This is a genomic window from Streptomyces roseolilacinus (assembly GCF_014649335.1).
In the GTDB taxonomy this organism is placed as follows: domain Bacteria; phylum Actinomycetota; class Actinomycetes; order Streptomycetales; family Streptomycetaceae; genus Streptomyces; species Streptomyces roseolilacinus.
The window spans coordinates 36,655-51,133 of the sequence record NZ_BMSV01000011.1 but is presented as its reverse complement, the minus strand read 5'-3'; the positions used below and the strand labels follow the sequence as shown (position 1 = coordinate 51,133).

Here is a 14,479-nt window from a genome sequence, read left to right as displayed (position 1 = left end):
CTTACACCGTGGCCGTGGGCGCCGCGCCGGACGCGGCGGCCGGGGCCGGGATGGTGGTCTTGAGGGCGGCGTCGTCCGCGGGGTCGGCGGGGACGGTGCCGGCGGGCGGCGGGGTGACGGCCGCGATGGCGGTGGTGACGACCCCGGCGGGCTCGGGCTCGCCGGCGGCCTCGGCGCCGTCCCCGGTCTCGTTGACGTTGGTGTGGTCGACGACCTGGCGGCGCGAGACGAACCAGATGGCGGCGGAGGAACCGACGAGGAAGGCGGCGACGACCGCGACGCCCCAGTCGCCCTGGCGGGCGACGAGCTCGGCGAGCGCGGCGACCAGGCCGGCGGCCGGCAGGGTCAGGCCCCAGGCGACGAACATCCGGGTGGCGGTGGACCAGCGGACCACGCCGCCCTTGCGGCCGAGGCCCGCGCCCATCACGGCGCCGGAGCAGACGTGCGTGGTGGAGAGCGAGAAGCCCAGGTGGGAGGAGGCCAGGATCACGGTCGCGGCGCCGGTCTGGGCGGCGAAGCCCTGCTGCGGCTGGAGGTCGGTGAGGCCCTTGCCCATGGTGCGGATGATGCGCCAGCCGCCCAGGTAGGTGCCGAGCGCGATGGCCAGGCCGGCGGAGACGATGACCCACACGGGCGGGTTGGAGCCGGGGGCGAGGGCGCCGCCGGCGACCAGGGCGAGGGTGATGATGCCCATGGTCTTCTGCGCGTCGTTGGTGCCGTGGGCGAGGGAGACCAGGCCCGCGGAGGCGATCTGGCCGGCCTTGTAGCCCTTGCGGCCGGTCTTCTGGTCGATGTTCGCGCCGACCTTGTACGTGAGGCGGGTGGCGACCATCGCGGCCACGCCGGCGACCACCGGGGCGGCGACGGCCGGGATCAGGACCTTGGTGAGGACGACGCCGCCGTTGACGCCGCTGACGCCGATGGACGCGACGGTCGCGCCGATCAGGCCGCCCATGAGGGCGTGGGAGGAGCTGGAGGGCAGGCCGACCAGCCAGGTCAGGAGGTTCCAGAGGATCGCGCCGACGAGGGCGGCGAGGATGACCTCCGGTTGGATGCCCGTCTCGTCGACGAGCCCTTTGGAGATCGTCTTGGCGACCTCCACGGACAGGAACGCGCCCACCAGGTTCAGCACGGCCGACATGGCCACCGCCGCCTTGGGCTTCATCGCGCCGGTCGAGATGGTCGTGGCCATCGCGTTGGCGGTGTCGTGGAAACCGTTTGTGAAATCGAACACGAGAGCTGTCACGACCACAATGGCGAGCAGCAGCGTGATGTGTTCCATTTACCCAGGCAATCGTTCGACGTCAGTGGCTCGCCGAACGTAGGCAACCTGGGTGAACGGAAGGTGAACTGGACCGGGCGGCGTGGTGTCCCGACCTGTGAGAGGGGATTCCGCTTGTGCCCCGGCCCCGGAATCCCGGCCCCCCGGGATCCGAAACCGGGTCGGACCGAGACACTCGTCACTTTCGGGCCGGTCCGTCCGCTGGCAGGATCACCGCATGGCGCAGGACGGCGGGACGGACGCGGGAGCACCCGGCGGGGCGGTCGGGACGGCGGTCGGGGAGGCGTGGGACGCCCTGGTCGCCACGGCGCGCAGGACGGTGGCCGACGGGCTGGTCGTCGGCACCTCGGGGAACGTCTCCGTACGCGTCGGGGACCTCGTCCTCGTCACCCCGAGCGGCGTGCCGTACTCCCGCCTGACCGGGGACGACGTCGTCGCCGTCGACCTGGACGGGCGGCCGGTCCGCGGCACGCTGCCGCCGACCAGCGAACTGCCGGTGCACCTCGCCGTGTACCGCTCCACCGACGCCGGGGCGGTCGTCCACACCCACGCCGTGCACGCCACCGCCGTGTCGACCCTCGTCGACGAGCTGCCGCCGGTCCACTACATGGCCGCCGCCCTCGGCGGACCCGTGCGCGTCGCCCCCTACGCCCTGTACGGCACGCGGGAGCTGGCCGACCACATGCTCACCGCCCTGACCGGACGCACCGCCTGCCTCCTGCGCAACCACGGCACGATCGCCTACGGCGCGACGCTCGACCAGGCGTACGACCGCACCGCCCAGCTGGAGTGGATGTGCCGGGTCTGGCTCGCCGCCGACAGCCACCCCACCCGCACCCCGGCGCTCCTCACCCCGGACCAGCTGGCCGAGACGGCCGAGAAGCTCCGCGGCTACGGCCACCCCGGCTGACCCGCACGCCGCCCCGCCTCGTACGGGCCCCGCGTCACCCGTCCCCGTACGGCCCCCGTCCCCGTCACCCGGCGGCCGCCGTCCACTGGCACCGACCGGCCGGCGTGCGGACACTGGACGGGTGCGTTCCGCTACAGGCGCGGCGGTGGCCGCCACCACAGTGATCGGTGCCGGGACGGCCGCCGTGGCGGCCGGCCGGTACGCCAGCGGCGTGGCGCTCAGGCCGCGCCCGGGGCGGCCCCTGCCCGGCGAGCCCCGGCTCACCGTGCACGCCACCGGCCCCGGCCGGGTCACCCTCACCCGCGCCCTGCCCTCCCTCCGCCCCGGCGCGTACGGCCTGGAGGGCCCCGGCGTCCACGCGGTCGTCGGCCCCGTCCTCGACGAGGTGCCGCACGCCCCCGACACCGTCGTGCGCCGCCTCGAACGGGTCGACCGCGGCACCCTGGAGGCCGGCACCCGCGTCCGCCTCACCCCGCAGCTCCACACCGGCACCCCCGCCTCCGCGCTCGGCCTCCCGTACGAGGACGTCGAGATCACCGGCGAGCTCGGCCCCCTGCCCGCCTGGTACGTCCCGGCCGCCCGCGCCACGTGGGTGATCACCGCGCACGGCCTGGGCGCCACCCGGGAGCACCCGCTGAACCTGCTGGGCCTGCTCCACGGCAGGCTGCGCTTCCCGGTGCTCGACCTCGCCTACCGCGGCGACCCGGGCGCCCCCCGCCCCGCCGACGGCCTCGGCCACCTCGGGGACTCCGAGTGGCGCGACCTGGACGCGGCCGTCCACCACGCCGTCCGCCAGGGCGCCCAGGGCGTGATCCTGCACGGCTGGTCGACCGGCGCCGCCATGGCCCTGCGCACCGCAGCCCGCAGCCGCCTGCGCGACCGGATCGTCGGTCTCGTCCTCGACTCGCCGGTCCTCGACTGGGAGGCGACCCTCCGCGCCCTGGCCGCCGCTCACCGCGTCCCCTCCGCCCTGCTGCCCCTCGCCGTCCGGGCGGCGCAGGGCAGGACCGGGCTGCGCGGCGGGGGCCCCGTCCGGGCCGCCGACCCCGGCGCCCTGAAGGTGCCCGCCCTGGTCCTCCACGGCCCCGACGACGCCATCGCCCCCTGGGCGGCGACCCGCGCCTTCGCCGACCGGCGCCCCGACCTGGTCACCCTCCGCGCCGTCCGGCACGCGCCGCACGCCGCCATGTGGAACGCCGACCCCGAACGGTACGAGGAGGCCGTGCGCCGCTTCCTCACCCCGCTCCTCTGAGTCGACCGTCCCCTTCCGTTTGGGCTTTCGGGCCGTCAGCGGGAAGACTGCCCCCGTGACCTCTCGAAAGCCCGATGAGCAACTGGCGCGCAACTCCAGACTCCGACTCGTCCGGCCCCGGTCGCTGGCGGCGACCGCCCGCCGGGCGGTCGCCGACCGGCGCACACGGCCGGCCCCGCGCCCGCCGGAGGGCACGCCGCCCCGGGCGGAGCTGGCCCGTCAGGCCCGGCAGGTCCTGGCCGACGCCGTGCGCGTCGCCCGCTGGGCCGCCGTCGACCGCGGCCTCGTCACCGCCCACGCCCCCGGTTCGGCCCGCGAACGGGCCGCCGCCGCCCTCGGCCTGACCCAGGAGCAGGTCCGTACCGCCTGGGACCGCGCCCGGCTCGCCGGGCTCGTCGAGATCCACGGCGACGCCGTCCGCCCCGGCTGGCGGCTGCGCGCCTGGGACCGCGACGACTCCGCCGCGCTGCGCGGCTGGGTCGCGCTCCTCGACGCCTGGTCGCTCGCCCACCCGGCCCCGCAGGACGCCGAACCGGCCGCGGTCGCCGAGGTCGTGGAGGCCGTCCCGCAGGTCCTCTCCCTCCTCCAGCTGTCCGCCGGACCCGTCCCCGTCCCCGCCCTGCTCGACCTGCTCCAGCAGCGCGTCGCCGAACTGCGCGAGCAGCGCTGCGAGGTGCCGTACGCCGCCGACGCGGGAGCGCCGCCCGAGCCGGGCGCCCCGGCGCCGGGCGAGCGGCGGGAGGGCACGCGGGCGGCCCCCGACCCGGAGACCCTGCCCCGCCTGCTCGACTGGGCGCTGGAGGGGCTCGCCTCCGTCGGCGCCCTGACCCTCGGCGACGGCCAGGCGACGCTCACCCCGCTCGGCAACTGGGCGGTGTGGGTCAAGCTGGAGCAGATCTGCGTCGCCGCCCAGAGCCCCGCGGGGCACATCGAGCAGTCCGCGGAGGACATGCTGCGCGGCTGCGTCCGGCTCACCCCCGGCCCGGCCCGCGCCGAGTACCGCGCCTGGCTCGCCGCCCGGCCCACCGGCAAGGCCGTCGCCGAGCTGCTCGCCGTCGCCCGCGGCGACGACGCCCTCCTGCGCGGGCTGGCCTTCGAGGCCCTCCGCGTGGTGGGCGCCGCCGCCGAGGCCGAGGTGCGCGCCGCCGCGGGCGAACCGTCACTCCGTCCGTACGCCCTGCTCTGGCTCGCCGAGCACGAGGGCGCCGACCCCGACGAGGCGCCGGACGTCCTCACCCGCCAGGAGGCCACCTGGCTCTGGGTGGACACCGCCGCGGCCGTCGTCGACCACGGCGAGAGCGACCTCCTCGTGCGGCACCTGGAGTCCGCCGTGCAGGGCACCGTCCCCGCGCTGCTCGACGAGGTCCGCGCGGTCGGCCACCCCCGCACGGTGCAGGTGCTGGTCGCGCTGGCCGCGGCGCACCCGGACCCGGCCCTCGCCAAGGCGGTCCGCCGCGCCGCGTTCCAGGTCCACGCGGGCGGCGCCTGACCCACACCCGCCCGCGGCACGCCCCGGCCCCCGCGCCGCGGCTCCCGCGCCCCGGCCCTGCGCTCCGGGCCTCGCGCTCCGGGCGCACCGGCCCGAGGGCGCGGGGCCCGGGGCCTCGGCGCCGCTCCGGCGCCCGCCGCCGGACGGCCCGCCCGGCACCCGGTCCGGAGCCGCCCCGCGTGCCGGCGCCCGCCCCGCCCCCACGCCCGGAAGGGGCCGCCCCGCCCCCGGGACGCCCCGGGGGCGGGCCGCCGCATCCCGGAAAAGCAGTTGCACGCGCCCGTTAGACTGGCCCGTATGGCCATTCTCCCTGTGCATTAGACGGTGTCGACGTCACCGCAGCCGCCGTCCACCCGTCCCCCCGCCCTGGAGTCTGTCCGTGATCACCGCCACCGGCCTTGAGCTGCGCGCCGGCGCACGCGTCCTCATCGAGTCCGCTTCCTTCCGCATCGCCAAGGGCGACCGCATCGGCCTCGTCGGCCGCAACGGCGCCGGCAAGACCACCCTCACCAAGTGCCTCGCCGGGGAGGGCGTCCCCGCCGCCGGCACCATCGCCCGCTCCGGCCAGGTCGGCTACCTCCCGCAGGACCCGCGCACCGGCGACCTCGACGTGCTGGCCCGCGACCGGATCCTCTCCGCCCGCGGCCTCGACGTGCTGATCCGCAAGATGCGCCTGAACGAGGAGCGCATCGCGGGCGGCCAGGGCGCCACCCGCGAGAAGGCCCTCAAGCAGTACGAGCGCCAGGAGACCGAGTTCCTGACCAAGGGCGGGTACGCCGCCGAGGCCGAGGCGTCCACCATCGCCGCCGCCCTCGGCCTGCCCGACCGGGTGCTGGGCCAGCCGCTGCACACCCTCTCCGGCGGTCAGCGCCGCCGCATCGAGCTGGCGCGGATCCTCTTCTCGGACGCCGACACGCTGCTCCTGGACGAGCCGACCAACCACCTCGACGCCGACTCGATCGCCTGGCTGCGCGACTACCTCAAGACGTACCGCGGCGGCTTCGTCGTCATCTCCCACGACGTCGACCTCGTCGAGACCGTCGTCAACAAGGTCTTCTACCTGGACGCCAACCGGTCCGTGATCGACGTCTACAACATGGGCTGGAAGCTCTACCAGCGCCAGCGCGAGGACGACGAGAAGCGCCGCCGCCGCGAGCGGCAGAACGCCGAGAAGAAGGCCGCCGCGCTCAACGCCCAGGCCGACAAGATGCGCGCCAAGGCCACCAAGACGGTCGCCGCGCAGAACATGGCCCGCCGCGCCGAGAAGCTGCTGTCCGGCCTGGAGGAGCTGCGCCAGTCCGACAAGGTCGCCAAGCTGCGCTTCCCCGAGCCCGCGCCCTGCGGCAAGACCCCGCTCACGGCGGAGGGGCTGTCCAAGTCGTACGGCTCGCTGGAGATCTTCACCGACGTCGACCTGGCCATCGACAAGGGCTCCCGCGTCGTCATCCTCGGCCTCAACGGCGCCGGCAAGACGACCCTGCTGCGCCTGCTCGCCGGAGTGGAGAAGCCCGACACGGGCCAGGTCACGCCGGGCCACGGCCTGAAGCTCGGCTACTACGCGCAGGAGCACGAGACGCTCGACCCGGAGCGCACGGTCCTGGAGAACATGCGCTCGGCCGCGCCCGACCTGGACCTGGTCGAGGTCCGCAAGGTCCTCGGCTCGTTCCTGTTCTCCGGCGACGACGTCGACAAGCCGGCCGGCGTCCTCTCCGGCGGCGAGAAGACCCGTCTCGCCCTGGCCACCCTCGTCGTCTCCTCGGCGAACGTGCTGCTCCTCGACGAGCCGACGAACAACCTCGACCCGGCCAGCCGCGAGGAGATCCTCGGCGCGCTGCGCACCTACAAGGGCGCGGTCGTCCTGGTCACGCACGACGAGGGCGCCGTCGACGCCCTCCAGCCGGAGCGGATCATCCTCCTCCCCGACGGGGTCGAGGACCTCTGGGGAGCGGACTACGCGGACCTGGTCTCCCTCGCCTGATCATCTCCGTATGGATCATTCAGCCTAGTCGCGCTCCTTCATCTGAGTGAGGGGATCTCATACCGCGGCGTGGCATCCGGCAGATTTTCCGGCGCCGGAGCCGCGCCGCGCGTTTCTTTACGGCGCCCCGCTGACCTGGTACTTCGCCGCAGAATGCGCGCTGCGGCCGGGATCCCGGCGCGCGCCGCGACCGCCGGACGGCGAAACCCGCGTCCACCGACCTTGTCGAATGGCTGGCCATGTGGCCCCGGAGGGGTGATCATGAGAAGTCCAGAGCGCACTTCCCATGAGGAGGCACGGGTGGCCGAGACTCTGAAGAAGGGCAGCCGGGTGACCGGCGCCGCGCGCGAGAAGCTCGCGGCAGACCTGAAGAAGAAGTACGACGCCGGCGTGAGCATCCGGGCCCTGGCCGAGGAGACCGGCCGGTCCTACGGATTCGTCCACAGGATGCTCACCGAGTCCGGAGTCGTGCTGCGTGGACGCGGTGGAGCGACGCGGGGCAAGAAGGCCACGCCGGCCTGATCGCCGTGCGCGGGTCGTGAGGCGCCCCGGCGGTTCCGGCATGCCGTCCGGCCGCCGCCGGCCGTGGTTCGCCGCGGTCCGGCGGTCGACCGGGTGGTTACCGTGCAGTAATTTGTCGGTCGGCGCAGCTGCACCAGCTGTGCCGACCGACCGCTGCACCGGATCCGGAGGCACCCCATGACCTCGCTCGACCCTGCCCCCGTCGTGCTCGACAAGGACGGCGTACGCCTCACCGTCGAGGGCGACGTCGCCACGGTGGCCCTCACCAACCCGGCGAAGCGCAACGCCCAGTCGCCCGCCCTGTGGCGGGCCCTCACCGAGGCCGGGCGGGCGCTCCCCGGCGACGTGCGGGTCGTGGTGCTGCGCGCGGAGGGCAAGTCGTTCTCCGCCGGCCTCGACCGGCAGGCGTTCACGCCCGAGGGGTTCGACGGGGAGCCGTCGTTCCTCGACCTGGCGCGCGGCTCCGACGAGGAGCTGGACGCGACCATCGCCGAGTACCAGGAGGCGTTCACCTGGTGGCGCCGCAACGACGTCGTGTCGATCGCGGCCGTCCAGGGCCACGCGATCGGTGCCGGTTTCCAGCTCGCCCTCGCCTGCGACCTGCGGGTCGTCGCGCAGGACGTGCAGTTCGCGATGCGCGAGACCAGCCTCGGCCTGGTGCCCGACCTGACCGGGACGCAGCCCCTCGTCGCCGCGGTCGGCTACGCCCGCGCGCTGGAGATCTGCGCCACGGGCCGGTTCGTCCACGCCGCCGAGGCCGAGCGCATCGGCCTGGCCAACCTCGTGGTGCCCGCCGAGGAGCTGGACGCGGCCGTACGGGACCTGGCCGCCGCCCTGCTCGCCGCGCCGCGCGACGCCGTCGTCGAGACCAAGGCGCTGCTGCGCGGCGCGACCGGGCGGACGTACGAGGAGCAGCGCGCCGCCGAGCGCGCCGCCCAGGCCCGCCGCCTGCGCGACCTCGCGGGCCTCTCCGACTGAGCCTGCGCACCGCCCCGGACCGGGACCCGGCCCGGGGCGGTGGCGGGTCAGAAGCCGTGGCGGGCGCCCCCGTCGACCGGGAGCATCACCCCCGTCAGGTACGAGGCGGCGGGGGAGAGCAGGAACGCCGCCGTCGTGCCGAACTCCTCCGGCGTGCCGTAGCGGCGCAGCGGGATGCGGGCCTCGTTGGCCGCCCGCGCGGCCGCGGCGTCACCGGTCAGGGCGTCCAGCTGCCGCACCCGGTCCGTGTCGATGCGGGACGGCAGCAGGCCCACGACGCGGATGCCGCGCGGTCCCAGCTCGTCCGCGAGGGACTTGGCGAACCCCGCCAGGCCGGGGCGCAGGCCGTTGGAGATGGTCAGGCCGGGGATCGGCTCGTGCACCGAGGCGGACAGCACGAAACCGACGACCCCGCCCTCGTTCAGCGCGGCCGCCGCGGCGCGGGCCATGCGCACGGCGCCCATGAACACCGAGTCGAACGCGGCCCGCCAGTCCTCGTCGGTGTTGTCGGCGGCCCAGCCGGGCGCCGGCCCGCCGACGCTGACCAGCACGCCGTCGAACCCGCCGAAGTACGACCGGGCGGCGGCGATCAGCCGGTCGGGCGTGTCCGGGTCGGCGTTGTCCGCGGGCACCCCGACCGTGTCGGGGCCGAGTTCGGTGGCGGCGTCCTCGACGGCCTTCGCGTCGCGCGCCGACAGGACGACCTTCGCGCCCTCCGCCACCAGGGCCTTCGCCGTCGCGTGCCCGAGACCACGGGACGCGCCCGTCACGACGTACACACGGTCCTTCAGTCCGAGATCCATACGCCTATCCTGCCGGGTCGTCCGGTGTCAGCGCGAGGGCCGTCGCCACCAGTCCGACGTGGCTGAACGCCTGCGGGAAGTTGCCCAGCTGCCGCCGGGCCACCGGGTCGTACTCCTCGGCCAGCAGCCCCACGTCGTTGCGCAGTTCCAGGAGCCGCTCGAACAGCTCCCGCGCCTCCTCCGTGCGGCCCATCATGCGCAGCGCGTCCGCCAGCCAGAACGAGCAGGCGAGGAACGTCCCCTCCCCGCCGGGCAGCCCGTCCACCGCGATCCCGTCGGTGCCGTACCGGCGGACGAAACCGTGGTGCCCCAGCTCCGCCCGCACCGCCTCCACCGTGCCGACCACCCGGGGGTCGTCGGGCGGGAGGAAGCCGACCCGGGGGATCATCAGCGTCGCCGCGTCCAGCTCCGCGGACCCGTACGACTGGGTGAAGGTGTTGCGCACCGGGTCGTAGCCCCGCTCGCACACCTCCCGGTGCACCTCCTCGCGCATCGCCCGCCACCGGGCCACGTCCCCCGGCAGGGACGGGTCCGACTCCAGCGTGCGCACCGCCCGGTCGGCCGCCACCCACGCCATGACCTTCGAGTGGACGAAGTGCCGGCGCGGCCCGCGCACCTCCCACAGCCCCTCGTCCGGCTGGCGCCACGTCGACTCCAGGAACCCCAGGAGGCTCAGCTGCAGCGCCCAGGCCTGCCGCTGCGGCGGCATCCCCACCTCGCGCGCCAGGGCCAGCGAGTCCATCACCTCGCCGTACACGTCCAGCTGGAGCTGCTTCACGGCGGCGTTGCCGATCCGGACCGGGCGCGCCCCGCCGTAGCCGCGCAGCCACGGCACCTCGGACTCCGGCAGCCGCCGCTCACCCGCCAGGCCGTACATGATCTGGAGGTCCGCCGGGTCGCCCGCGACGGCCCGCAGCAGCCAGTCCCGCCAGGCGGCGGCCTCCTCCAGGTACCCGGCCGACAGCAGCGCCCGCAGGGTCAGCGTCGCGTCGCGCAGCCAGCAGTAGCGGTAGTCCCAGTTCCGCACGCCGCCCAGCTCCTCCGGCAGGGACGTGGTCGCGGCGGCGACGATCCCGCCGGTGGGCGCGTAGGTGAGCGCCTTCAGCGTGATCAGCGAGCGCATCACCGCCTCGCGGTACGGGCCCTCGTACGTGCACTGCGCCGACCAGGACTTCCAGTCCTCCAGGGTGTGCTCCAGCGCCATGTACGGGTCGACGAGCGGCGGACGCGGCTCGTGGGAGGGGTGCCAGGTGAGGCAGAAGGCGACCTTCTCGCCGGGGCCGACCACGAACGACGAGCAGGTGCTGTACTGCTGCCCCCACGTCTTCACCTCCGGCTCGCTGCGCAGCCACACGGAGTCCGGGCCGGCGACGGCGACCCGGTGGCCGTCGGAGCGCCGCATCCACGGCACGATCGACCCGTAGTCGAAGCGCAGGCGCAGCACGGAGGACATCTCGACCCGGCCGGCCACGCCCTCCACGATCCTCATCACGTCGGGCGCGCGGTCGCGGTGCGGCATGAAGTCGAGGACCCGCACGGTGCCGGTGCGGATCTCCCACACCGATTCCAGGACCAGGGAGTCACCGACGTAGCCCCGCCGGGCGCAGGTGCGCGCCCCGGCGGGCGCGATCCGCCAGTGGCCGTTGTCCTCGTCGCCCAGGAGCGCGGCGAAGCAGGCACCGGAGTCGAAGCGGGGCAGGCAGAGCCAGTCGATCGAACCGTCCCTGCCCACCAGAGCGGCGGTCTGCAGATCGCCGATGAGGGCATAGTCCTCGATGTGTTGGGTCACGTCCTGGCGTGTTCCCACCGGGGAGAACGGCCAATCAGTCGGACCGCCCCGCGGGGCGCGTGACCTGCGGGGGCGTACCGCGCGGTGTGGGCCGTGTCACACGAGCGCGGGCTCAGGCGCCCGCGGGCGCCCGCGCGGCCGACGCGTCCTCGGCGGAGCCGGCCTCCCCGGGGCCGCCGTCCGAGGGGCCGTCCGCCGCCTGGGCGGCGGATGCGGCCGCCCGGTCGTGGCGCTCCCGGCGGACCAGGACGACCCACCCCACGGGGACGCCCGCCGCGAACAGCCACCACTGCACGGCGTACGCCATGTGGGCGCCGATCGACTCGTGGTCCGGGTCCGGGATCGGCTCGGGGGAGCCCCCGGCCGGCGCGGGCTCCGTCAGCTCCAGGTAGCCGCCGAGGACCGGGCGGCCCAGCCGCTCGGCCTGCTGCCCGCTGTTGATGAGCATGACCTGGCGCGGCGGCAGGCCCCGGAGGTCCTTGATGCCGCTGCTGCCGGTCGTCTGGTCGGCCATGAGCCGGCCGACCACCGTGACCCTGCCCTTCGGGGCGGGCGGCACGTCCGGGTACGCCTTCTGGTCCGGGCCGGCGGGAACCCAGCCGCGGTTGACGAGGACGACCCGTCCGCCGTCGAGGACGAGCGGGGTCAGGACGTGCATGCCGACCCGGTCGTCGGCGTTGGTGCGGCGGCGGACGACGACCTCGTGGGCCGTGTCGAAGGTGCCGGTGGCGGTCGCGCGGCGCCAGTAGTCGGCGCGCGGGACGGTGTGCCCGGGTGACGTGAGCTCGGTCACGGGGACCGGCTCCGCCCGCAGGTTGTCCGCGATCAGGGCGTTCTGGGACACCCGGCGCTCGTGCCGGTGGAACTGCCAGAAGCCCAGCTCGACCATCACCGGGATCAGGACGAGGGCGATGAGGGTGAGGATCACCCACTGCCGGGACAACAGGAAGCGGTACACCCCACGACCGTACCTCCGCCGCCCCCGCTTCCCGTCCCCGGGTCACACCTTGTCGACGATCCCCGCCGCGCCCTCCGCGCGGGCGCAGTGCGCGCCGCAGAACCAGCGGCCGTCCACGTCGACGCCCTGTCCGATGATCTGGACGCGGCAGTGCTCGCAGATGGGCGCCATGCGGTGGATGGCGCAGGCGAAGCAGTCGAAGACGTGCACGGCGCCCTGCGCGTGCACCTCGAAGGACATGCCGTACTCGTTTCCGCAGACCTCACAACGTGCCATGCGCCACAGGGTGCGGGGCGCGGCGGCCCGAACGGGGACGGCGCGCCCGCCCGTCACCCGTTCGACCGGACGGTCCCGGCGGCTCAGCCGTCGGCCGGGGCGACGTCCCGCAGCAGATGGGTGAAGGCAGCCTCGTCGACGATGGGCGTGCCGAACGACTTCGCCTTGACGACCTTCGACGTGCCCGCGTCCGGGTCGTTGGTGACCAGCAGGCTGGTCAGCCGCGAGACGCTGCCCGCGATGTGCAGCCCCGCCTCGACGGCCCGGTCCTCCAGCAGCTCGCGCTCGACGGACGTGTCGCCCGAGAACGCCACCCGCATGCCCTGCTTGAGCGGCTTGTCCGCCTCGTACCGCCCGGGGTTGGGGTACGGGCACGCCGGCCGCCTGCGGGACGGGCGCCAGCCGCCGGACCGGTACGCGGCCTGGCGGCCGACCCGGGGCGTCCCCGCGGTGGGCGGCGCCGACCACTCCACGAGCGGCAGGCACTCCAGCAGCGGCAGCCGCACGCCGCGCTCAGCCGCCGTGTGCAGGCTCGGCCGGAACGCCTCCGCCAGCACCCGCGCGTCGTCCAGCGCGTGGTGGGCCCGCTCCTGCCGGACGCCGAAGTGCGCGGCGAGCGACTCCAGCTTCATGTTGGGCAGCGGCAGCGCCAGCTCCTTCGCCAGCGCCATGGTGCACAGCCGCTGCCGCACCGGCGCGGTGCGCTCGGCGCGGGCGTACTCGCGGGCGATCATCGTCCAGTCGAAGTACGCGTTGTGCGCGACCAGGACGCGGCCGTCGAGCCGCTCCGAGAACTCGGCGGCGACGTCGGGGAAGAGCGGCGCGCCCTCCAGGACGTCGCTCGTCAGCCCGTGGATCCACACCGGCCCGGGGTCGCGCTCCGGGTTGACCAGCGTGTACCAGTGGTCCTCCACCTCGCCGCGCGCGTCGAGCCGGTAGACGGCGGCGGACACTATCCGGTCGTGCGCGGAGAGGCCGGTGGTCTCCACGTCGACGACCGCGTACCCCTGCGGGTAGGCGGGCGGCCACGCTGCTGCTGTCGTACGGTCGTCGAGCATGGTTACCGAGAATAGAGCCCGCCACCGACACCTCCGGCTCCGGGCACACCACCGGGCCCCCGCGCCGGCGCGCCGGCCGAGCGGCCCGACCGGTCCCCCGGCGGCCCTCCGCGCCGGTCGCGGCCGTCCCCGGGTCCCGGCGGCAGCCGGTGCGCGGCGCCCGGAGCGTCCTCGGGGGCGGGAGTCCGGCCATCCGTGCGAGCGATCCCCGTCGTCCGGCGGCGGCCCGCGCGGCGGGCACCGCGGTGCCGTCCGCCCCGCGCGGTCCGCCCCGCGCACGGCGCCGCGGGGGACGCGGGCGGGGGCGCGCCGCGCGCCGGTCGGCGTGCCGTTTCCCGGCGGACCCGCGCGCGGGTGAGACGCTCGGCGGCGTGACGGAACCGACGCCGGGGGAGACGCACCCGGAGGGGCTGGGGACGCGGCTGAACTGGCTGCGCGCCGCCGTGCTCGGCGCGAACGACGGGATCGTGTCCACCGCCGGGCTCGTCGTGGGCGTCGCGGGCGCCACCACCGAGCGCTCCGCCCTCCTGACCGCCGGACTGGCCGGGCTGCTCGCCGGGTCCATGTCGATGGCGGTCGGCGAGTACGTGTCGGTGTCCACGCAGCGCGACTCCGAGAAGGCGGCCCTGGCGGCGGAGCGGCGGGAGCTGCGGGAGCGGCCGGAGGCCGAACTGGACGAGTTGACCGGCCTGCTCGCCGAGCGCGGGCTGACCTGGGACGTCGCGCGCGAGGCCGCCGAGCAGTTGACGGAGCGCGACGCGCTGCGGGCCCACGCGCGGGTGGAGCTGGGGATCGACCCGGACGAGCTGACCAACCCGTGGCACGCCGCCGCCGCGAGCTTCCTCGCCTTCACGGCCGGCGCGCTGCTGCCGCTGCTCGCCATCGTGTGCCCGCCTGCGCCGGCCCGGCTGTGGGTCACGGTCGTGTCGGTCCTCGCCGCGCTCACGCTGACCGGCTGGTGGAGCGCCCGCCTCGGCTCGGCGCCCGCCCGCCCGGCGGTGGTGCGCGTGGTGGGCGGGGGAGCGGTGGCCATGGCCGTGACGTACGCGGCGGGGTCGCTGCTGGGGGCGTTCGGGGTCTAGTACGTGCGACGCCGTCCGGCGGGGGAGCGCGCGGTCGCGGCCTTGGCGGGTTTCGCCGAAGGTCGTTGACGGACCGTCTCGCATACTTGTCGGTAACAACCT

The 14,479-nt window shown here is 75.4% G+C and carries 13 protein-coding genes; 7 read left to right on the top strand and 6 right to left on the bottom strand.

Annotation, left to right across the window (positions count from 1 at the left end):
* Nucleotide 1: 1 nt before the first annotated feature.
* Nucleotides 2-1,282, bottom strand: a complete 1,281-nt coding sequence (locus IE106_RS24205) for an inorganic phosphate transporter (RefSeq protein WP_189537312.1) — start codon at nt 1,280-1,282, stop codon at nt 2-4.
* Nucleotides 1,283-1,499: 217 nt separating this feature from the next.
* Between IE106_RS24205 and IE106_RS24200 the strand changes: the two genes are divergently transcribed.
* The 6 genes from IE106_RS24200 (at nt 1,500) to IE106_RS24175 (ending at nt 8,411) form a co-directional block, all read left to right on the top strand.
* The gene (locus IE106_RS24200; protein ID WP_189537311.1) at nt 1,500-2,192 is read left to right on the top strand and encodes a class II aldolase/adducin family protein; all 693 of its coding nucleotides are present in this window, start codon (nt 1,500-1,502) and stop codon (nt 2,190-2,192) included.
* A 121-nt stretch (nt 2,193-2,313) separates the two neighbouring features.
* On the top strand, nt 2,314-3,444 hold the full coding sequence (locus tag IE106_RS24195; RefSeq protein ID WP_189537310.1) for an alpha/beta hydrolase: 1,131 nt from the start codon (nt 2,314-2,316) through the stop codon (nt 3,442-3,444).
* 55 nt (nt 3,445-3,499) lie between these two features.
* Nucleotides 3,500-4,933: a hypothetical protein gene (locus IE106_RS24190; protein WP_373295977.1), complete on the top strand. Its 1,434-nt coding sequence runs from the start codon at nt 3,500-3,502 to the stop codon at nt 4,931-4,933.
* Nucleotides 4,934-5,312: 379 nt separating this feature from the next.
* Entirely contained in the window at nt 5,313-6,911 is a 1,599-nt protein-coding gene (gene abc-f / locus IE106_RS24185) for a ribosomal protection-like ABC-F family protein (protein ID WP_189537309.1), read from the top strand.
* A 300-nt stretch (nt 6,912-7,211) separates the two neighbouring features.
* Complete coding sequence (locus IE106_RS24180) at nt 7,212-7,433, top strand: helix-turn-helix domain-containing protein (RefSeq protein ID WP_058943570.1); 222 nt, start codon at nt 7,212-7,214, stop codon at nt 7,431-7,433.
* A 177-nt stretch (nt 7,434-7,610) separates the two neighbouring features.
* The gene (locus IE106_RS24175; protein ID WP_189537308.1) at nt 7,611-8,411 is read left to right on the top strand and encodes an enoyl-CoA hydratase/isomerase family protein; all 801 of its coding nucleotides are present in this window, start codon (nt 7,611-7,613) and stop codon (nt 8,409-8,411) included.
* Nucleotides 8,412-8,458: 47 nt separating this feature from the next.
* Here the strand turns inward: IE106_RS24175 and IE106_RS24170 are convergent, their stop codons facing one another.
* The 5 genes from IE106_RS24170 to IE106_RS24150 form a co-directional block, all read right to left on the bottom strand.
* Nucleotides 8,459-9,214 carry an SDR family oxidoreductase gene (locus IE106_RS24170; protein WP_189537307.1) on the bottom strand — a complete coding sequence of 252 codons (756 nt, stop codon included), beginning with the start codon at nt 9,212-9,214 and terminating at the stop codon, nt 8,459-8,461.
* A 4-nt stretch (nt 9,215-9,218) separates the two neighbouring features.
* Nucleotides 9,219-11,003 (bottom strand): glycoside hydrolase family 15 protein, encoded by a 1,785-nt coding sequence (locus tag IE106_RS24165; RefSeq protein WP_189537306.1) that lies wholly within the window; start codon nt 11,001-11,003, stop codon nt 9,219-9,221.
* A 112-nt stretch (nt 11,004-11,115) separates the two neighbouring features.
* Nucleotides 11,116-11,961: an SURF1 family cytochrome oxidase biogenesis protein gene (locus tag IE106_RS24160; RefSeq protein WP_189537305.1), complete on the bottom strand. Its 846-nt coding sequence runs from the start codon at nt 11,959-11,961 to the stop codon at nt 11,116-11,118.
* A 42-nt stretch (nt 11,962-12,003) separates the two neighbouring features.
* Nucleotides 12,004-12,237, bottom strand: a complete 234-nt coding sequence (locus IE106_RS24155; protein WP_189537304.1) for a metallothionein — start codon at nt 12,235-12,237, stop codon at nt 12,004-12,006.
* Nucleotides 12,238-12,320: 83 nt separating this feature from the next.
* Complete coding sequence (locus IE106_RS24150; protein ID WP_189537303.1) at nt 12,321-13,295, bottom strand: DEDDh family exonuclease; 975 nt, start codon at nt 13,293-13,295, stop codon at nt 12,321-12,323.
* Between the two features lie 371 nt (nt 13,296-13,666).
* On the opposite strand from IE106_RS24150, the gene IE106_RS24145 reads away from it, so the two are divergent.
* Nucleotides 13,667-14,377, top strand: a complete 711-nt coding sequence (locus IE106_RS24145; RefSeq protein ID WP_189537302.1) for a VIT1/CCC1 transporter family protein — start codon at nt 13,667-13,669, stop codon at nt 14,375-14,377.
* The last annotated feature ends 102 nt before the right edge of the window (nt 14,378-14,479 follow it).

Bases quoted from the DNA above. Each gene is read 5' to 3' on its own strand.
- IE106_RS24205 (WP_189537312.1), bottom strand. From the start codon at position 1,282: ATGGAACACATCACGCTGCTGCTCGCCATTGTGGTCGTGACAGCTCTC.
- IE106_RS24200 (WP_189537311.1), top strand. From the start codon at position 1,500: ATGGCGCAGGACGGCGGGACGGACGCGGGAGCACCCGGCGGGGCGGTC.
- IE106_RS24175 (WP_189537308.1), top strand. From the start codon at position 7,611: ATGACCTCGCTCGACCCTGCCCCCGTCGTGCTCGACAAGGACGGCGTA.
- IE106_RS24170 (WP_189537307.1), bottom strand. From the start codon at position 9,214: ATGGATCTCGGACTGAAGGACCGTGTGTACGTCGTGACGGGCGCGTCC.
- IE106_RS24155 (WP_189537304.1), bottom strand. From the start codon at position 12,237: ATGGCACGTTGTGAGGTCTGCGGAAACGAGTACGGCATGTCCTTCGAG.
- IE106_RS24150 (WP_189537303.1), bottom strand. From the start codon at position 13,295: ATGCTCGACGACCGTACGACAGCAGCAGCGTGGCCGCCCGCCTACCCG.